Genomic DNA, 19,228 nt, shown 5'->3' on the forward strand with positions numbered 1-19,228 from the left:
GATCAAGTGAGCAGGTGACTGTCACGTGACCAGGGCACTTCACTGTGTGTGAAGCTATGGCTGTGAGTGTTCGATTACTGACGAAACAACACCATCCATTTGGTACGAATTATTCTGATTACCAGCTAATTACACCGCCCGGTTTAGGTGGGTTTATAAAAGGAGACAGCGTAATGAAAGTGCTATTTATTTTCAGTAAATTAAAGGTTTTTTGTGCCTCAGCGATCATGCTTGTATCGATGCTCGTGGTTTCGTCATCGGCCTTTGCCGATGCGAACTTCCCAACTCGTCCGATTACCATGACGGTTGGTTTCTCGGCTGGGGGGCCAACGGATAACGCAGCGCGAGTGGTTGCTGAGGAGCTCAGCAAAGAGCTTGGTCAGCCAGTTGTTGTTTCGAATAAGCCGGGTGCAGGGGGAGTGATTGCGGCCAGAGATCTTCTTAACTCGTCGCCAGATGGCTATACCATCATGCTGGTCTCCAACGGACCGATGACTGTCGTACCTGCTCGTTACGCGAGCCTTGACTTTGATCCGCTTACGGATTTTGTGCCGATCGGAATGGTGGCAGGATATCCCCATATTCTGGTTGTCGGTCCTGAAAGCGACATATCTTCATTTCAGGATTTCATCGAGAAAGCTAAAGCCAGCCCAGGAACGCTCAATGTTGCTCAAGTTGGCAGTGTCAACGAGTTGGCGACAGAGTGGATCAAGGCGCTGGCTGATATTGAAGTCACCCAGGTACCTTACAAAGGCGCTGCTGCGGTGGTGAGTGACCTCTCGACGGGAAGGATTGATCTGGCCATGATTGCCCCGAATGTTGCCTATCCTCTGATTGAAGGTAACAAAGCCCGTGCGATTGCTGCAACCAGTTCGACAGAAATCACCAAAGCACGCAATATTCCCAGCATCGCGCAATCAGGCATTCCTGACATTGATTTTTATATCTGGAACGGTCTGGTCGCACCAAAGGGAACAGATCCTGCAGTTGTAAAGAAGATGAGCGATGCGTTGGCCAAAGTCCAACAAAATCCAGCTCTCAAGGAGAAGTTGGCAGTGACCTATCTTGATATCGTGCCGGGCGGACCTGATCGCATGATGGAAACGGTAAAGAAAGAAGGTGAAAACTGGAAGCGAATTGCCACGGATGCGAATCTGCCGCCGTTGTAACAGCACTTGATCTGAGTTAAGAAAAGCGGCCATTCGATAGTCTAGATTGGCGAGTTTCAAAGGGCGAACACCATATTGGCGTTCGCCCTTTTTGAGTTGAGGGCCTCGCGTGGCCGCACAGCTTAGGGTGGTGGGGAGAGCTAAGCACCGAGCATAGGTTGCGAGTCGACGAATAGAAATCGCAGAGGATGCTCTGGCAAGAAGGGGTTGGGCGAGCGGGCATAAAACCGCAAAGTTCTTGTGACTACGGCGAAGTTGGGTAAACGCGGCGGTTGTGCAGCGAAGGACCGAAGGAGAGTAAGTGACCGAGTAAAAGAATATCGACACATGCACGCCGATGGGGCTGAACAGTGCTGGTCAGATCAATCGAGTGTTATCTATCGTTTATTTTTACCACCTAGTACCCCGTCTCTATCCAATCTGACCTCAATCTCTCGAATCGCCCTGTGCGGATCTGCATGCCGGGTACTGTAGGTGGGATGCAGGCTAACGGCATACTCCATATGCCGCTACGGCCATCAAAGGTTCGCTTCATCGATTCAGAGCCAGCGACGGCGTAACCAGGCAAACTGAGCACAGCTTCAAAATGGGAGTCTGGTGTCGATTGTCGGGGTCATCTCAACTTCGGATTTCGAACAAGCAGTTTGAGGATATTCATGATAGTGAGGTGACTTTGGCTAGTGCCGTGTCAGAAGGGACTGGTGTTGGTCAGGGAGAAGAAGGGACTTAAGTTCTCAGACAACAGTAAATCTCAATGAGCATCCGGGATATCCTCCGACATTTCTGGGCGTATTTGCTAGCTACGGTACATTTTGACCGTCAATGTGAGGTTGGTTGAAAAAACGCTGGTTAAATCCGGTCAGTGAAGCGCATACTGGACATCCTTCAAGTCCTTGATGATTGAGTCTACAGGATGCCATGAGCAAACCGGCCACGAACGCTTCCCTCAAACAACAAGCCGGTCTGTTTGGCCTGCTCTTCGCAGGCGTTGGCGGCATGATCGGATCCGGCTGGTTGTTTGGTCCGCTGGAAACTGCCACGCAGGCGGGGCCATGGAGTATGGCTTCCTGGCTCATCGGTGGAGTGGTGGTGTTACTGATTGCGCTGGTATTTGCCGAACTTGCCACTTTGTTTCCGCTCTCTGGTGCGTTGGTTCACATGAGCGATGTGAGTCATGGCCCTCTGGTCGGATTTGTCTGGGGCTGGATCCTGATTCTCGCGTATATCGCGATTGCGCCAATTGAGGCCATGGCCATCGTCAGTTACGCCAGTGCCTACATTCCAGATCTGACCCACCCGACTGACAGTGTATTGACTGCGAAAGGATTTCTCGTATCGGCACTGGTGCTCGCACTCATGGTGGGCTTGAACTTCCTGATGATCCGTACTGTGCTGGCTGTCAATTCATGGATCACGGTGTGGAAGGTTTTTGTCCCAGTCGCCACTGCTATCGTGCTGGTCAGTTACTCCTGGCACCCCGAGAACTTTTTCTCTCATACGGGCAGTATCGGTACTGAGGGTATCTTCACAGCAATCTCGACCGGCGGTGTGTTTTTCAGCTTGTTCGGCTTTCGGCAGGCACTGGATCTGGCTGGCGAGAGTAGCAACCCGCAGCGCGATGTGCCGATTGCCATTATCGGGACAGTCTTGATCGGGACCATGATTTACCTGTTTCTGCAGTTTGGCTTCATCGCTGCCATTGACCCTGACATGATTGCGCAAGGTGGATGGGCGAGTCTGCATTTCAAGGGCATTGCAGGCCCGCTGGCGGCGCTCGCGGCTGCAATCGGCGCAGCATGGTGGGCCACGATTTTGTATGCAGATGCTATCGTGTCACCGGGTGCTTGTGGACTTGTGTACACCACCACGACCTCGCGAATCGTCATGGCGAGCGCTCAGAATCACAGCTTGCCCGCTTTCTTTGCCAGAGTGAATTCCCGGGGCGTGCCCTGGGCTGCGTTGTTGCTAACCTATTTTTCCGGGCTTGTGCTGTTTCTGCCGTTTCCCTCCTGGCAGAAGATGGTGGGGTACGTTTCTTCAATTACTGTTCTGTCATACGGCATCGGACCTATCTTGCTCATTTGTCTGCGCCAATCGCTTCCTGATGTGCTCCGACCATTCAAGTTGTGGGGCGCGCGAGGGCTGGTGCCCGTTGCCTTCATTTGTGCCAACTGGGTGATGTTGTGGGCAGGACTGGCTACACTGCAATTCATCTTCGGTCTGGTGCTTCTGATCGTTGTCATCCATACGGTTCACTTCGCCTGGCGCAAGCAGCCCTGGTCTACGTTCGGGGCAGGCCATGCCTGGTGGCTTGCCCCGTACTTTGCTGGTATGTGGCTACTGGCATGGACTGCACCCGGCGAGCTTGGTGGGCACGGTCATGTCGGCTTTGTGGCTATGATGACTCTGTCCGCAGCTTTCAGCTTAGGCATCTTCTATCTCGCGATTCGTCTGGCGCAACCCGCACAGCAAATGCGGGCTGCCTTTCATGAAAAGGTGGGCATGATATCCGGAAGAACCGAGATCGTTGATTGAAATTCGGGCTCTTGCGTCTGGCGATGTACAGCATCCCGGCCGAGACCTTGCACAAACCTTCTTTCTGGCGCGATCGACTCTGACGGTATAGCCACCGTGGGATTGCCGCAAGGCAACCCGCTTGTCGATTCGAGAAGCTGGCACAGTCCCGCGCGTTCTGGTAGCGGTTGCGCAACCGCCCAGCCCTTTGCGAGCCGGGACGGACTGTGCCCGTCTTGTGTGGCGTGTTTTGCCGGGAAAATGCTATAGCAATCCCGCGGCACGATCAGGCTCGCACCACTCAAGCGGTGCCAGCGTTGCGACAGTGGTTTCTTCGTGCGTGAGTCCGATACCTGATCATATTGACGCATCGCCAGGCGGTGGGTGTTCAATGCCACGAGCTTGCCGCCGGCACTCTCAGCCGTGTGGGACAGCCGATCGATGATCGGGCCCCTGGAGCGGTGAGCATGGCGCGTCTGGAGAAGCCGAATGGTCTGAAGCGGAAAAGCGACTATGGTTTATCGACCTGCATACCGGCTGGATTGCGAACAAGCGGCACCAAGAGATGTCGCCAGAGCTCGCCCCTCGCACCGTGGTCAGACCTTGGCTATCGCCATTTGCGATAATCAGCAGATCAATCCAAGATACGCAAGAACATCCACGTGAGCGTGATGCCAAAAGGCAGTCACTGCCATCGCTGGAACCATTGCAAACAAAGGAAATACGCGCTGATGTTTACTCGAGTTCGCCTGAAAAACTTCAAAGCCTGGGTTGATACCGAAGACGTGCGCTTAAAGCCTGTCACCATGCTCCTCGGTACAAACTCCTCGGGCAAGTCGACTCTGATCCAGAGCCTGCTACTGCTCAAACAGACCGTCCTGTCCCCCGACCGCACTGTCCATTTGAATCTGGGCGGTGACGAGGCCAACGATCTGTTTCACTTTGGCGGGTTTGACGATGTGTTGCACCAGAGTGTGCAAGGTGAGCGGCAGTTCTCGATTGCATTTGACTTTGAACGCCCAGGCAATGACCGGATTACTGAAGGCCAGTTCGACAGCACCTATGTCAAAACGGCTTCGGGCGGCGTCGCGACACAAGCATTGATCCTCCGAACGGCCAATAGAACTTTTTCGGCGATCCGCCGTGACAAGGGGGCGTATTCCATCGTGGTTGACCAGGCGTCGCGTCCGCGCCTGAAAGGCCGTGAGTACACACCTGAACGCTCGATTGCGTTCTCAGCTGCGGCGATTGCCGATCTGAATCAGGACGGTGCCGTGGTGGAGGACTTGAGCCTGGCCATCCGGCGCGAGCTCGAAGGCATCTGCTATCTCGGCCCGCTGCGCAGTAAGCCTGAGCGTGACTACACCTGGAACAAAAGCAGACCGGGAGAAGTAGGTGTGGACGGTCGCAGCGCCATGGATGCATTACTGGCCAGTGCCTTACTCAAAGGCCATGAGCAGAGCGACATTATTCAAGGCGTCTCGCACTGGTTGAAACGGATGCAGGTAGCCGACCGACTGGAGGTCCGCCAGCAAGGGCGATCCAGTCGCTATGAACTCATCGTGCACCGCAATGGTGTAACAAGCAACCTGAGTGATGTGGGTATTGGCGTACCACTTGTGCTGCCCGTTCTGGTTGTTGCATACTTCGCGCCACCCGGCAGTACGATTGTGCTGGAAGAACCGGAGGTACACCTGCATCCACTGGCACAGTCAGTCCTTGCTGAGTTGTTTGTCACGGTCAGTCAGGAGCGCAATGTGCAGTTCATCGTCGAAACGCATTCGGAGCACCTTTTCCGGCGGATGCAGACATTGATCGCCAGGCAAGAGGTTTCCACCGATCAGGCTGCGATGTATTTTGTCGAACATCACGGCCAGTCTGCACAATTGCGCGAACTGGAGATTGATGAGTTTGGTCGTCTCAGGAACTGGCCAGACGGTTTCTTTGGGGACGCAATGGGAGAAACCCGGGAACAGGCCCGTCTGATGCTCGAGCGCCAGAAAGGCGCCCGCTCATGAAGGCACGCTATGTGGTGGACACCAACGTTCTGATTGCCGCGAGTGCCGCCGATCCGACCCACCCCAGAGACAATGACGCGACACCGGATGACCCTGCGCTGCGGATGAAAGTGTGGGAGTGGCTCAATCAATTTGAGCAAAGTGACTCCCGACTGGTCCTGGACACCGAACTCAAAATCTTCGACGAGTACCGTCGCAAGCTCGGTTTCAACGATTACGGCATGCAAGTTGTCATGCACAAATGGAGTACGGCCGCAGTCGATAACGTTCCGGTTGAATACGATGCAGACGGCAGTGCCTTGCTGCCGGAGTCTCTGTCGCCAGTCATCCATGATGGCGCTGACCGGAAAATGGTGGCCGCAGCCCTTTCCTCACATCTCATATTTGGTGAAGGTTGCGTGGCGTTTGCCGGTGATACGGACTGGCACGACTGGGAAGACGCTTTGGCTCAGCACCAGGTGCTGCTTGAGCCTATCATTGAGAAATGGTCAAGACAAAAACATGCTGAAAAGCTGAAACGATAAGCGACACAAGACATGAGTGATTTTTTTCGATTTCCTGGCACGACACACATCGCATGGCTGGCCAAAGGCACCCCGCGTGAAGACAAGGTGCTCTCGCCGGATCAAGCCGATACTTTTCTGGTCAGTGATGTATTCGTTGAAGAAAAAATTGACGGCGCCAATCTGGGATTTTCTCTGGCTCCGGATGGAACGATTCGCGCGCAAAACCGTGGACAGTATCTGCATGAGCCGCATGCCGGTCAGTTTGCTCGCCTGCCCGAATGGCTGGCTGTACACGGCGGTGATGTCCACGCTGCGCTGGAGCTTCATGCCGATGCGGGCCTGATATTGTTTGGCGAATGGTGTGCTGCACGGCATTCGCTTGATTACACAGCACTACCCGACTGGTTCCTGTTATTTGACGTCTATGAGCGGACCAGCCAACGCTTCTGGAGTAGCGCCAGGCGCAATGCACTGGCCGCACAATGTGGTCTGGCGACGGTGCCAACCTTGTTTCACGGCCGGTTCTCCCTGGACGATCTGAAAGCCATGCTTGACAATGTAGATAGTCAGTATCGGGCCGGAAAACTGGAAGGAATTGTTATTCGTCAGGAAAGCGCAGACTGGTGTGAAGCCAGGGTCAAGCTGGTGCGTCCGGATTTCACGCAAACGATCGTGGAGCACTGGAGCCGCCGCAGACTGGAGTGGAATCGGCTGGGGTTAAATCCCTCGCACGATCCATGACATTCATCCTCAAACGCAGGCCTCCAGTCTGCTTGCTCGGCGCCTTGATCGCCCGGGGAACCGAACTCGGTCGCGTCGTGCCCGCTTCGGTTCATATCCCTCCGGTTGCGTACGGTTCACGTTGACATCCTCACCGCCCGGAGGAGAAGGCGATTCCTTCTGCAAGACGGCGATGTCCCGCTGCGAGAATGTTCTTGGCCACGTTGATGTCCCGGTCGTGTGCCGTTGCACATTCGCTGCAAACCCATTCTCTTATTCGCAAACCTGCTCTATCTTTCAGACTGCTGGCGGGAATGCGCCCGCAGCATGAACAAGTCTGGATCGTGTCGCTTTCGCTGACTGCCTCGAAGACGATACCAGCCTGATGGCACCTGTATTCCAGCATCGTCCTCAGCGCTGACCAGCTTTGCGCTGATTTCTGATCCTGACCTGGACGGGGCTTGCCGAGTATTCGGTCATCACGCAACTGTTCCGTTTGAATCATCCTTGTCCTGGTCTGTCCTCTTTCATCAATGTTTCAGATGCGATCATGGACGAATCCAGCCACGGGTACCCAGACATGATCTGCAGATTGCCCAGCGGGTGACACTCTTGCTATAAATACTGTATATTTAAGCAGCTACACAGACGAGGCGTCACACTGAGCACCGCCCAGGGCATCACTTCTGGCATCACAAACCCCAGTACAAGCATCCGTCAAAGAAAGGGTTCCATCATGTACTCCATCACCCTGAACGACCCACCATCCGAAACACCGGAACGTGCCCGCACGCCTTGATTCTGGCATGAGCTCTGCCTGGATCGAAATAAGCCCAGTGTTTGATCTGCCTTCTGGCAACGCAAAGGTTCTAATCGGTTCTTGACGCAGAGCCGGGCAGTCAGTTCGTGTTCCATAGTCTATATCCCCCACGCTATGTCAGAGAAAGGCAACTTGTAAACGGGAAAAGCTATTTCTGCCGTGGCTCAGAACGTCAGGCAAACCCATTTAATCACACCTGACCGGTCCTGATTCCTGATCACAGAATTAAGGTCGGCATCACGTCTGCCGATAACAGTTCTCACGCGCATGAACCAACCGATGATTCGAAAGTGGTCACGATCGACTGGAATGCTCATTGTTTTCCGGCAGTACACTCTTGGTCAGTCGGACAAGGAGCCAATATGAAAGGAATCTGGTTAGCCATCCCCTTTGCTTCATTTGTGATCAGTGGTTGCACAATCTCGGGACCTGATCCGCTACTGGCCGTCCAGTTGCCCAATCCTGCATCTGTGTATTGCGTCGAACGAGGCGGGACAATAGACATCAGGGAGAGTCCGCAAGGCGATGTGAGCACATGCGTGCTATCGGATGGCACCCGGGTTGATGAATGGGAGTTTTACCGTCGTAATCATCCAGGCTAAATTCTGTACCCAGCACTTCGGTGTACAGCTTCTGCAGTGATGCTGATTCGAAGGTCGCTTGCCTGTGTACAGGGTCAACGTTAAGCTGCCATCCAGGAGCAGCGGGCTTGATTGTTGAGGGAGCTAGTGATCTGGGGCGTTGAGTCCCTTTGCTTCAGTTGCAGGGTTTAGGTCATGTTTTCAAGTGCAAAGCAAAAGTGAACGAAGATTTGCGCTGGCGACAACGGTTTTCGAACTACAAACGAGCCCTCGTGAGTCTGTCTGATGCGGTTGATCTCGGGAAAGTGCGGCCTTACTCGGACCTGGAAAAGCAATGACTGATACAAGCGTTTGAGTACACCCATGAGCTTGCGTGGAACTGTCTTAAAGACTATTTGCAGTTCCAGGGCATTCAGCCTTTGATGGGTCCGCGTGACGCGAACCGACAAGCGTTCGCGGTTGGGCTCATTTCTGATGGCGAGCAATGGATGAACATGATCGTCACCAGGAACCGCACTTCAGATACATATAATCAGGCGACTGCAGACGCGATCGTGGCCTTCATTTTGACGCATTATCATCCGTTGTTCAAAGTACTGGAATCAAAGCTGGAGTCCTTGATGGGGGGGTGAGTGAGGTCTGCGAGTTCTCGATTTACGATTGAACCCGATGGATTGAGACCGGATCAGGGGGCTGTGATTTGTGAAATCCTCCGAAAATATCCTGCTGTCGAAGAGGCAGTCCTGTATGCATCAAGGTCGATGGGGCGATTCCGGAAAGGCTCGGACATTGATCTAACTCTTAAGTTCAGCATTGACCCGCAGACACTTAATACGATCAGTATGGAACTTGATGATCTGATGCTTCCCTATATGGTCGATCTCCGGCGTCAATCCATGTTGCCGCTGTAAATGAACTTGGGCATCCCCCACTTGAAGCGAATGGCCAGCAGTCGAAGACTGAGTCCGACCGCCATGGCAGATGCCATCACCACATCGTGATTCAGATCCAGGTGCAGACCTCCCACATAGAGAATGCCGGTCAGGATAGATACGGTTGCGTAGAGTTCGGCTCGAAACAGTAACGGAATGGTGTTGCACAACAAATCACGCAGTACACCGCCGACACATCCCGTGATCATGCCAGAAGCGATCACTACCACAAACGGCAACTCCAGGCTTAACGCCACATTGCACCCGATGACCGTGAAGACCACCAGACCCACCGCATCCAGCACCAGAAATACATTGCGCAACTTGTGCATATAGCGGGCGCCGGCAATGGTCAGCAATGCAGCTCCACCGGTCAAGAGCAGGTAGTAGGGATGGGCGACCCAGGTCAGTGGGTGATTACCCAATAGCACATCGCGCATCGAACCCCCACCCAGCGCAGTCACACAACCCAGAAGGCAGACGCCGACCCAGTCCATTTCACGACGGCCGGCGACCAGTGCTGCGGTCATGGCTTCAACCACGATTGCAATCAGAAAAAGTGCGTGCAGCAAGGCGGTGGTTTCGTAAGGTCCAGTCATTTTCTTGGTTGCTTGTAGTGTTTCTCGGGCGTTCCTGAGAGTGGTACGCAGGTCAGTCTGTGCGGCCTAAGCCGTCTGAATAGTTGTGAGAGGCTGCGCCTGCGAACCGATCATACGCGTCCACACTGTGCGTGACTTGTATGCTTGTTTACATTGTCACACCGTCTGCACTGCACTTGTAACCAGGATGCGTGGATTGTCGCACCAGTTTGTGCCTCATTATCAAATGATTCTGAGCCTGACCTACCCGAAACCAGGACGAGTTTGATGACGATGGGGACGACAGTACGAATCAAGCACAAGCCGCACTGTGGACTCGTTATACCCAGTCCACACACCAGTTACCAGTTGGCATCACTTCTCCAGGTCTTTCTCACTTCTGGCTGCGCTACCTCGACCCCGGTCACTTGCATCGTTTTTCTCAATGGTCGCCATCCCGGGCAAATTATTGATTTAAGATCCATATCCTCTCCAGAAAATGCAGAGGACAGCTCCTTGAGCAAGCTGTATGTTGCCGGCAAATATCATCGAATGGGTCGTGGCTGCGTAATCGTCTGCACCTCCTCCGGAATCCGGATAGTTGTCCTTCGTGGATTCGATACCTGGCTGCAAACCTCCTGCGTCCATGCTCCGTGGCGTGGTCAGTAGTATTAGACTGCCAGTCTGTCCCGCGCATTCGCTGGTTCGTCTGCCCAGTTTTGCGCCCACCACCTGCGCGTCGGTACCCTTACGGGATACTGCGAGACACTGCGAGGAGGGACAGGGTCGATTGCTCAAAGCAGATGGTCCCGATCACCGTGCTGCCGGTCAGCTGGCGTGCGTCGGATATCTCGCCGACAGGATTACACCAACCACTGTTGCGGATGGAGGCTTGGTGAAAAGAGCCTGAAAAGAAGTGTCGAACTCTCTCTCACTCTCTCTCTCTCTTTCTCTCTAAGATGTTCACGGTTCGTTCCAGCCGAATAAATCTGCACCAACACGCTCGAAAATCTCGAGATGGCCTGCAGAAGTTTGTGGTTTTCGAGGAGTCCGGTGAGTTCGATGTCCAGACGCTGGATGAGTCCTTCTGTCAGCCCATCTGTACCTCTGCTTGTTCTTGTCCTGTCGGTCTGATTGAAAGTTCCTGGCCAGTTGAGCGGGGGATTCAAACATAATGCATTGCCAGCGTGGGATCTTGCCGGGAGGTCAGGACGTGACAGAAAGCTCAGGACGTTTGGCTAACACACGGGCAGACGTCCTTGTTTGCCTTGCTAAGAACCGTCGCACTTCAACCGTCCATTATGATAAGAAGTACCCCTGAACAAGAGATCTGGACCCCCACACCATGACAGCTGAATTTCTGATTGAAGCCGATGAACTGCTTGCCAATTACGACCCCAGGGGTGCTCTGGTCATTGATGCCAGAACGCCACAAGCCTATCAGGCAGGCCATATACCGGGCGCTGTGTTCCTGTCTACTTACGGCTGTTTTATTCCCGATTCGAGCCAGGCCGGATTGCATGCGTTTGCAATGGATGTGTCAAGCCGATACGCGGCAATAGGCGTCACCCACGACACACCGGTCGTTGTGTACGAAGATGCCACTGGCATGCGTGCCGCACGGGAAATGTGGATTCTCGAGTGGCTCGGTCACCGCAACGTCCGTATGCTTCATGGTGGCCTTGATGCCTGGCGGGCGATGGGTGGTGATGTCGAGCACCGTGAGGTGAAAGCGGTACCGTCAAAGTTCGAGCCCACCATCAATCCAGAGCTCGTGATCACTGCGAACGAAATCAGCCAGTCACTAGACAAGGGAAGTCGCAAACTCATTGATGTTCGGGATAGCGACGAGTATCGTGGACTCGACAACACTGTGTGTTGCGACAGACGTGGTCACGTACCTGGTGCTGTCTGGCTTGAATGGACCTCCTTTCTGCAAAATGGACGCTACAAATCAGCCGAGTCCATTCGACAGTTACTTGCATCGAAAGGCATCACAGATCAGAATGAGCTGGTCCCGTATTGCCATCGCGGAGCCAGGTCTGCGAACGCGTACTTCGCATTCCGGTACGCCGGTTACGCCAGGGTTCGTAATTTCATTGGGTCGATGCACGAGTGGTCGGCTCATCACGATTTGCCAATTGAGGTGGAATTGCCGACGGACTGATGTGTCGCGCCGTGCGGTTGCATCAAGTGGCCGGCTGCACATAACGCATCCTGTGGTGAAATGCAGTGTGGGGATTTAACAGATTCCAGGAGGCTGATATGAAAGACGGAAAGCTGCTTCAAGGACAATGCCTTTGCGGTGGCGTCTCGATCAGGTTAAAGCATGACAATCCCACCATGAGTGCTTGTCATTGCCGAATCTGCAGGCGCTGGAGTGGTGGCCCATTCTTGACGCTAGAGTCGCACCAGGCACCTCAAATGGAGGGGGCGGAGAATGTGCGGACTTACTCGTCATCCGACTGGGCTGAACGCGGGTTTTGCGGTACGTGTGGCACGCATCTTTTCTATCGCCTCAAGCAAGGCGAGTTCTACGCGCTGCCGGCGGGGCTGTTCGAAGAGGCAGAACACTGGCCATTCGAGTTACAGGTCTTTGTGGACGAGAAACCCGCAAACTATGCGTTCATCCAGAGAACCCGCGAGATGACAGGCGAAGATGTTTTCAAGGCCTGGTCACCCTAGTGTCCGTCAAAGGTAGTCTCTGAGCAAGTTCCTGCAAAATAAGGGAAAAGTTTCAGGCGCACTGGCTACCGCTCAGACTCGTCTGGCTGAGATTCTCACACGCCGTCAGATCTGCGCCATATGGCATGTCGCCTCAGGTTGTGACTTCAGGCGTGGCGCTTTCTGTCTGAATGTCTCCTGCCACTGCAGGTAGCCAAGCAAAGCCACCACCGATCGGGTGGAGCTGGTGGCCATGCCGAATGTCACTTGTTCGAGCGCCTGATGCGCACCGGCGATGTCAATCCAGTCCGCATTGGCGCTCTCGATCAAAGCCTCGAATCGTTCTCTGGATTGTTCGATGTAACGCAGCTGAAAGGAATTGAAAACGAAGGTGTCACTTTTACGGTGGCGCAACGTTTCAGGAACGATGCCCTTCTGGGCTTCTCTCAGAAGCGATTTGTAGGGGCTTTCGAAGTCATGCACCAGATGTGCACTCACATGGTTGTACATATGATCCATGAGCGCAAGGTCACAGAATGGTGATGCGTCGACCAGCCCTTTATGATCGAAGTGCGACTGGCAAACCGTGCGTGGCGCAGAAAAATATCCCCAGTCATCACAGATGATGCCGTCAACTCCCACAAGCTGTGCCTCTTGCTGACGACGCTGTTCGGTTAATGCCGCGAGGCTTTGCCTGGACTTGAGCCATGGAACCTCGTTGGTCAGCATCCGGTCCATATTGACATCACTCACGTCCCAGAGACTCGACCGGGCGAACAGACGGCTGTTGCACAACGTCCGGTGCCAGGAAGCCGGCATTTGGGACAAGAGACACTGCCAGGTCAGATTGATCTGCCCGCGCGCGAGCAATTTGCTGACATGCGGTAATGTCTTGTACCAGGCGGCAAACTCGCCTCGCCCAAGCAGGTAGGGTAGAAACGCTGGCGAACGCAGAAACAATTGATCTGCACCAAATCCCGTAAAGACGTAGGATCCTGGATCGGCCAGTTCGGCTACCGCTCTCGAAAAAAGGTCCCCATACCAGAAGAAGTCACTGGGTTCATCTGAATAGTGCTGGACGTGCACGCTGTCCCAAGGCAGCGCATCGGGTGCAACGATGATCAGATCAATGCCGTAGCGATCAGCCACCTCACGTGCGTACCGTTCACTGATGGCGTGAGAGGGAATGTCGGGCTGCGAGAACATCACACCGCGTATCGCCCGAGTCCCTTCCGGGCAAGCGTTTACGTTCTTGCGTTGTTCTCCCAGCAGACAGGCAACAAATGAAGAGTCCAGTCCACCAGAAATCTCGACGCAGATGTCGGCATCAGGGCGTGCCTGCAACCGGGTGGCGATGGCATCTCGCAGTAACGCCAGAATCCCCGGTGCTTCCTGTTCTCGCGTCTGTGTCGTATCGAGCTTGTAGCGATACTGACGTTGAACATACGTCTGGTGTTCGATGCCAGAGCGCGTAAACGTCACAAGTTCTCCCGGCAAGACACGATTCACCCCCGCGATGGGCGACTCGGCAGACATGAACTGGTAGCCAGGCACGATGAAGCAGTGGCGCGCGAAGTAAGCAGGGTTCCATTCAGAGTCTGAGTCCCACAGAGGGTAGAGACGATTTGAGACAAGACGGTCCTTCGGCCGATAGAACAGTTGAAACTGGGAGGTGAAGCTCTTGAATGCATGGATCGCGCCCTCCGATCTGACCAGCGCCACAAAATCACCCTGAACGTCAGCCAGGGCTGCAGGGCCACTCGCATCCAGCATGGATATCAGGTTCTCTAGTGCCTTTTGTCCGGTGTCACCTTGTACGCGCTGAATGATTCCTTCGATGAACACGATCCCTGCACGCCACTTCAACGTGGTGCAGTGAGCGTTACTGACAGGTATATCAAGCGGTTGATCGATCATGCTTATGATCAGGACATAAAAAGATTCCAGGGAAATGACCAGCGAATGAAATATTCGGCAGCCCTGCAGTCCGACTAGCCGGAACTGCGCGTTCGTTTTCTCACGAACTCTATTAAAACCTGTGCAACAGTCTGGCAGTGTCAGACTTGCTTTACTAGTCGTCACAAATCTTCACAAATGGGTTGCTCCAAAAGGAATAGTCAGTAGCCAGTGAGAAGCGTTGATGAGTGAAGCGCCAGCGACAAGAAAGTTCTCCAGGAGTGTACGAGGTGCGTTCTCAAAAAACCAGTGCTGACTTGCTTGGTTGGAGGGGGGTTAAATTCGTCCTATCCGGTTCCTTCTGCCCCGCAAGAATACCAAGGGTGCGATGGACTGCGAGTGGTCGCACGGGAGAGTGAGAGAGAGTGAGCAAGAGGGAGGGGCAGTGAGGGAGTCGATCGCCTCCGATAGAGAAACCATTGCCCAATCTTTGTCGGGGCATGTCAACTTGGTTGCTGCCTGCTGACAACAGTTGCTCTAACGATGCCTTGCTGGTAAATTTAATTTGCCTGATACTCAGGCATCTTGAAATCAATCTTTAAGGTTTTGGTTAGTTTTGAGTTTTTGCTTCAATCGACTTCCATGTCGTTTCCTGTGTGTGGTATTTCAGTCGTTGATTTGATTTTTTCATTTTTTACGTGAACCTGAACTTCTATTCTGGAGAAAAATATGAAGCGTTACATCAAGCCCACCTTCGTCAAGCTTGGCGACATTCGTCTGATCCGTTCGAACGCCACCGGTCCAAGCACCGATGGACGCAAATATTCCGGCTTTTTCAAGTAAACAGCCCCCTGGCGTCACGGTCTGATCCGGGCGCCAGTTTCCGGAGTTTCGAGTCCCTTCACCACGCTCGGAGCTCCATGTCTTTCCTGCGTTTGTTCTCCTCTTTTGCGTCCCGAACCTCCCGATCGAACTGCTCGGCATCGCGCGGTGCTGGACGACCTTGATCCTGTCGTACCCCTTCCTGAGACGATTTACGGGTTCTGCCGATTCCTTCTGAACGAACACAGGCGGGTTTTTGCCTGGCTGTTTTTGCTTGGGTTTCTCGTGGCAGGCGCGGATGCCATGGTGGCGGTTTTTATTGGCAAGCTGGTTGGACTGGTGGGACAGTCTGACCGGCAGGTTGCCTGGGACGCGCAATGGCCAACACTGCTGGGACTGCTCATGGTGATTGGTGTCATCCGGCCGATCCTGATCTGGCTTGATCTGTACTGGCGCAACGCGAGGCTGATACCAGGCGTCACCACCCGAATGCGATGGATTAGTCACTGGTACGTGATCCGGCAACGCTGGGGATTTTTTCAAGGCCAGTCTCCTGGTCAGCTCGCGCACTGGGTCATGCAGACACCGGGTGCGATTCGGGAAGTGGCCGAGTCAGCCTTGCGAGCGGTCTGGTATCTCGGCATGTACGGCTTGACCAGTCTGGTGTTGCTGGCTAATGCAGACTGGCGCCTGATGCTCCCGCTGATTGTCTGGCTAGTGGTCTATGTGCTGCTGTTGCAGTACTTTGTGCCGAAAATGCGCGCACTGGCGAACCACAACGCCGAGCAGTATTCGCACCTCCTGTCAGAACTTTCAGATATCTATGGCAATGTGCTGGCAGTGCGGCTTTTTGGAATCGCGGCTACCTCGGACGAGCGGATACGCACACGCCTTCGCGCACACGAGCAATCACAAGCAAATCAGATGGGGGCCGTGACGGGTTTGATCGCCAGTCTCACCTGGCTCAACACGTTCTTGTTGGTGGTGACCGCGATCATAGGAGGATGGCTCTGGTTGCACGGGATGGTGGCTGCCGCCGCTGTGGCGATGGCGTTGCCACTGGTCTGGCAGATCGCCGGTACCGGCGGCTGGGTGGCCTTTGAAGTGGCTGGTATCTATCAGAACCTTGGCGAGATCAGGCAAGGCATGAGTGTTATCGCGGCCTCGAATCCCGACCTTCAGGACCCTCACTCTGACAAGCTTCAGGTCACGCATGGAGAAATCGAGTTTGAAAGCGTGAGTTTTGGGTATCCGGATGGAGCACCGGTTCTGGATAACTTCTCCTTGCGCATTGCCCCCGGAGAAAAGCTCGGAATCGTTGGACGTTCCGGTGCTGGGAAAAGCACTCTCATGGCGTTGCTGCTACGACTGGTGGAGCCTGACAAAGGACGGATTCTTATCGACGGACAGGACATCAGTCAGTTTGACGCGGGGAGTGTGCGCGAACAGATGGCGGTGGTGACGCAGGACGTCTCGTTGTTTCATCGCAGTCTGCGCGAGAACCTCTTGTGCGGCGCCGGAGATGCCCGCGAAGAACAATTACTCGAAGCGTTACGCCAGGCAGATGCCGAGCACTTTGTCGCGGCACTTGGCAACGGCGACCCGCTCCAGGGGCTTGATACCAACGCAGGAGAGCGCGGTAGCCGGCTTTCGGGTGGGCAGCGCCAGCGTATTACCCTGGCCAGGGCGTGGTTACGGCGCGCACATATCCTGATTCTGGATGAGGCCACCTCGGCACTAGACAGTGAAACCGAACGCGAAGTCCTGACACAGGTCGATACCTTGCGCGAGGGGATGACGGTGATCAGCATTGCCCATCGGCTCTCCGCCTTGCGGGGAATGGACCGGATTCTGGTCATGGATGCAGGAAGAATACTGGAATCTGGTAGCCATGCCGAGCTTCTTGCACGCGATGGGCTGTACGGGCGCCTGTGGCGTCATCAGTCGGTACGCCAGCACTCGCAGGATAGTCCCAAGGAACACCAACTAAGTACCTCATCAATTGAGACACTCAACAGGACGGACACATGAACGATTCGATCAAACTGGCCGAGGGAACGACGCTCACTGAGGTGGGCGGCAAGCACGTCTTGTTTTCTGTGAAGTCGGGAGAGTCATTTGGCTTGAATGAAACCGCAGCGCACATGCTGACGCTGTGCCTCGAACTCGGTGTTGCACGGACCGTGCAAAAGCTCGCTGAGGAGTATTCGGTCAATGCCCAGGAGCTGAGTGAGGACTTGCAGGCGCTTATTGATGGACTGTCCGATGCGAATCTGGTTCAGGTGCAAAGCTGATTCAGACGCTTGACTGTGCCCATGGTGGATAGTTCGCCACCACAGTGAAGTCCTCCAGCCCTGGTGTCTGCACGTAGGTCTGATCTTCGCAGACCACCCAGGCATGGCCTGATAACGGGGTGATTCGCATGCCGATCTTGAGCTCTGCGGGGTGACCGTACCGGTTGAGCTGGTACCAGACCGCCAGGCTCTGTTCCAGACACTCAATCCGCATGGGTAGGTAAGCCATTCCTGAGAGAGCCTTTTCTGCCAGGATCGGGGCGGTTATCAGACCTGGCTGACGTTTGCGTGTACGCTGACCGAGCCAGCTCAGCCAGCGCACAGTACGGTCGATACCCGCCCAGCGAGCACAAATATGCGACATCGAAAGGAGAATCATGCCCATGAAGCCACCTTGTCGAACCGGCTGCCGGTTTGCCTGAAACGCGACAATCATTCTCTCAACTGCCCCCTTTTGTCAACAGAAACAGAAGTGATGCAATGGCTGCGCGCAGCTGGCATGACGGAACTACCCTGAAATCACCCTGGTGCGCATTGAGGGGATGTAAATGGTTGACGGTCGTCGATTGTTGCTTGCTGTCAGGGTTTACTCGATCGCACCGATCAGCATGTCCAGCGTGGTGCGTGTGACGAGGTTGGACTCGTTCTGGATTGCACGGGTCAGCCATGGCAGGGCAGCCTTGCCATGTTTGGCCATGCCGTATCCCACGTAAAAACGTGTATCCGCCTGATCGCTTGAGAATCCTTGTGCAATGTCATCAAGATAGTGCGATGGGACGGCACCCAGTATCTGACCGAACATGAGCTGCGCCTTGGCGATGTCTTCGTTGGTATCCCCATCCCAGTCGGGCGTTTCTGCACGTGCGACCGAAAGCTCATTCAGCCTTTCGATGACTCTGCCGATCTCCGGCACCCCGCATTGCTGGCCAATCTCGGCAACGTGATCTTCCGGCTTCCATTCCCAGGGTGATTGCGTACCCATCGCGCGTCTGATCAGGGTCTCCAGATTTGACAGTCGCACAACCAGTTTTCCGAGGGTGCTCTGAGTCGCCCAGAGTCTTTGCATCTCTTGATTCAGATCTGCCGCGATTGAAACACCTTGCTCGTACCAGGCCCACTCATTCTTCATGTCCGCAAAATGCCAGACAAAGGGTGCCAACTTGCCTTGTGGCAGGTTCTTCTCTGTCGGGTCCGGTGCGGCACGCTGGAACACTTCATCCCACTGCCGCAGGCGAATCAGCAATCCCTGACTCAGTCCCGGCGAAGCAGGGTCAATTGCAGTGGCCTCAGCCATGCCCGACGAGTCATCCCATAAAGGATGTGTTCCTTTTGTGGGCTGTAATCTCAGCTGGGTGGGAAGTGCGATGGCCATACTTTTTCCCTTTCTGACATCCGACTGCTCTCATTCCTGGATGTGCGATCATTGGCATGGGATACCGGCGCCTTCAGCGGCTGTGCCAGACAGACTCGTGTTTCTGGCAATCTGGGCCGCAATCAACCGCGTAATGGATTTGAACGGCACTGTAAAGATAAATGAATACGCCAGATATCAGAATGATCCCGAGTAGGACCGCAGCGTAGAGCGTGAGCGTTTTAAGTCTCATCACAGGTGACCCTTGCCCTTAACGAATAACAGGCTGTGGATGGTTTTCGATCCCCAAAAGAGCGACGACAGTTAACGGTAGTAGCTCGGCCGGCCTGGCGCAACGCAGCA

General features: G+C 54.4%; 17 protein-coding genes. 12 read left to right on the top strand and 5 right to left on the bottom strand.

From position 1 onward, the window contains the following. Positions 1–62 precede the first annotated feature (62 nt). The 5 genes from DBV39_RS02260 (at position 63) to DBV39_RS02280 (ending at position 6,948) form a co-directional block, all read left to right on the top strand. On the top strand, positions 63–1,169 hold the full coding sequence (locus DBV39_RS02260; protein WP_159078748.1) for a Bug family tripartite tricarboxylate transporter substrate binding protein: 1,107 nt from the start codon (positions 63–65) through the stop codon (positions 1,167–1,169). 918 nt (positions 1,170–2,087) lie between these two features. After that, positions 2,088–3,704, top strand: coding sequence for an APC family permease (locus DBV39_RS02265; RefSeq protein ID WP_108620173.1), 1,617 nt, complete (start codon positions 2,088–2,090; stop codon positions 3,702–3,704). A gap of 710 nt (positions 3,705–4,414) precedes the next feature. Further along, positions 4,415–5,701 carry an AAA family ATPase gene (locus DBV39_RS02270; RefSeq protein ID WP_108620174.1) on the top strand — a complete coding sequence of 429 codons (1,287 nt, stop codon included), beginning with the start codon at positions 4,415–4,417 and terminating at the stop codon, positions 5,699–5,701. Then, positions 5,698–6,225: a hypothetical protein gene (locus DBV39_RS02275; RefSeq protein ID WP_108620175.1), complete on the top strand. Its 528-nt coding sequence runs from the start codon at positions 5,698–5,700 to the stop codon at positions 6,223–6,225. Before DBV39_RS02270 ends, DBV39_RS02275 begins: the two co-directional genes overlap by 4 nt. 12 nt (positions 6,226–6,237) lie before the next feature. Continuing rightward, positions 6,238–6,948, top strand: coding sequence for an RNA ligase family protein (locus DBV39_RS02280; RefSeq protein WP_108620176.1), 711 nt, complete (start codon positions 6,238–6,240; stop codon positions 6,946–6,948). A 130-nt stretch (positions 6,949–7,078) separates the two neighbouring features. Here DBV39_RS02280 and DBV39_RS02285 read toward each other — a convergent pair whose 3' ends face one another. After that, positions 7,079–7,432 (bottom strand): transposase, encoded by a 354-nt coding sequence (locus DBV39_RS02285; protein ID WP_227870772.1) that lies wholly within the window; start codon positions 7,430–7,432, stop codon positions 7,079–7,081. Between the two features lie 677 nt (positions 7,433–8,109). Between DBV39_RS02285 and DBV39_RS02290 the strand changes: the two genes are divergently transcribed. The 3 genes from DBV39_RS02290 to DBV39_RS20535 all read left to right on the top strand — a co-directional run bounded on the left by DBV39_RS02290 (position 8,110) and on the right by DBV39_RS20535 (position 9,239). Continuing rightward, complete coding sequence (locus tag DBV39_RS02290; RefSeq protein WP_108620177.1) at positions 8,110–8,349, top strand: putative hemolysin; 240 nt, start codon at positions 8,110–8,112, stop codon at positions 8,347–8,349. A 374-nt stretch (positions 8,350–8,723) separates the two neighbouring features. Continuing rightward, complete coding sequence (locus DBV39_RS20530) at positions 8,724–8,960, top strand: nucleotidyltransferase substrate binding protein (RefSeq protein ID WP_407669218.1); 237 nt, start codon at positions 8,724–8,726, stop codon at positions 8,958–8,960. A 63-nt stretch (positions 8,961–9,023) separates the two neighbouring features. Beyond that, positions 9,024–9,239 carry a nucleotidyltransferase domain-containing protein gene (locus tag DBV39_RS20535; protein WP_227870886.1) on the top strand — a complete coding sequence of 72 codons (216 nt, stop codon included), beginning with the start codon at positions 9,024–9,026 and terminating at the stop codon, positions 9,237–9,239. Here the strand turns inward: DBV39_RS20535 and DBV39_RS02305 are convergent. Then, positions 9,218–9,790, bottom strand: a complete 573-nt coding sequence (locus DBV39_RS02305) for a trimeric intracellular cation channel family protein (RefSeq protein ID WP_265416052.1) — start codon at positions 9,788–9,790, stop codon at positions 9,218–9,220. The two genes, DBV39_RS20535 and DBV39_RS02305, sit on opposite strands and share 22 nt — an antisense overlap. 1,393 nt (positions 9,791–11,183) lie before the next feature. Between DBV39_RS02305 and DBV39_RS02315 the strand changes: the two genes are divergently transcribed. Beyond that, the gene (locus tag DBV39_RS02315; RefSeq protein ID WP_108620181.1) at positions 11,184–12,005 is read left to right on the top strand and encodes a sulfurtransferase; all 822 of its coding nucleotides are present in this window, start codon (positions 11,184–11,186) and stop codon (positions 12,003–12,005) included. Between the two features lie 98 nt (positions 12,006–12,103). Beyond that, positions 12,104–12,523 (top strand): GFA family protein, encoded by a 420-nt coding sequence (locus DBV39_RS02320; RefSeq protein WP_108620182.1) that lies wholly within the window; start codon positions 12,104–12,106, stop codon positions 12,521–12,523. Positions 12,524–12,628: 105 nt separating this feature from the next. On the opposite strand, the gene DBV39_RS02325 is transcribed toward DBV39_RS02320, so the two are convergent. Next, positions 12,629–14,419, bottom strand: a complete 1,791-nt coding sequence (locus tag DBV39_RS02325; RefSeq protein ID WP_108620183.1) for an asparagine synthase-related protein — start codon at positions 14,417–14,419, stop codon at positions 12,629–12,631. A 969-nt stretch (positions 14,420–15,388) separates the two neighbouring features. Between DBV39_RS02325 and DBV39_RS02330 the strand changes: the two genes are divergently transcribed. Both DBV39_RS02330 and DBV39_RS02335 read left to right on the top strand, forming a co-directional pair. Next, positions 15,389–17,251 (top strand): ABC transporter ATP-binding protein, encoded by a 1,863-nt coding sequence (locus tag DBV39_RS02330; RefSeq protein WP_108620184.1) that lies wholly within the window; start codon positions 15,389–15,391, stop codon positions 17,249–17,251. Beyond that, the gene (locus tag DBV39_RS02335) at positions 17,248–17,514 is read left to right on the top strand and encodes a PqqD family protein (RefSeq protein ID WP_108620185.1); all 267 of its coding nucleotides are present in this window, start codon (positions 17,248–17,250) and stop codon (positions 17,512–17,514) included. Before DBV39_RS02330 ends, DBV39_RS02335 begins: the two co-directional genes overlap by 4 nt. Before the next feature lies 1 nt (position 17,515). On the opposite strand, the gene DBV39_RS02340 is transcribed toward DBV39_RS02335, so the two are convergent. Both DBV39_RS02340 and DBV39_RS02345 read right to left on the bottom strand, forming a co-directional pair. Continuing rightward, the gene (locus tag DBV39_RS02340; protein ID WP_108620186.1) at positions 17,516–17,950 is read right to left on the bottom strand and encodes a lasso peptide biosynthesis B2 protein; all 435 of its coding nucleotides are present in this window, start codon (positions 17,948–17,950) and stop codon (positions 17,516–17,518) included. A gap of 150 nt (positions 17,951–18,100) precedes the next feature. Further along, positions 18,101–18,808: a hypothetical protein gene (locus DBV39_RS02345; RefSeq protein WP_159078749.1), complete on the bottom strand. Its 708-nt coding sequence runs from the start codon at positions 18,806–18,808 to the stop codon at positions 18,101–18,103. Positions 18,809–19,228: the final 420 nt, after the last annotated feature.

The sequence above is a fragment of the Orrella marina genome (genome assembly GCF_003058465.1).
GTDB classification, from domain to species: domain Bacteria; phylum Pseudomonadota; class Gammaproteobacteria; order Burkholderiales; family Burkholderiaceae_B; genus Algicoccus; species Algicoccus marinus.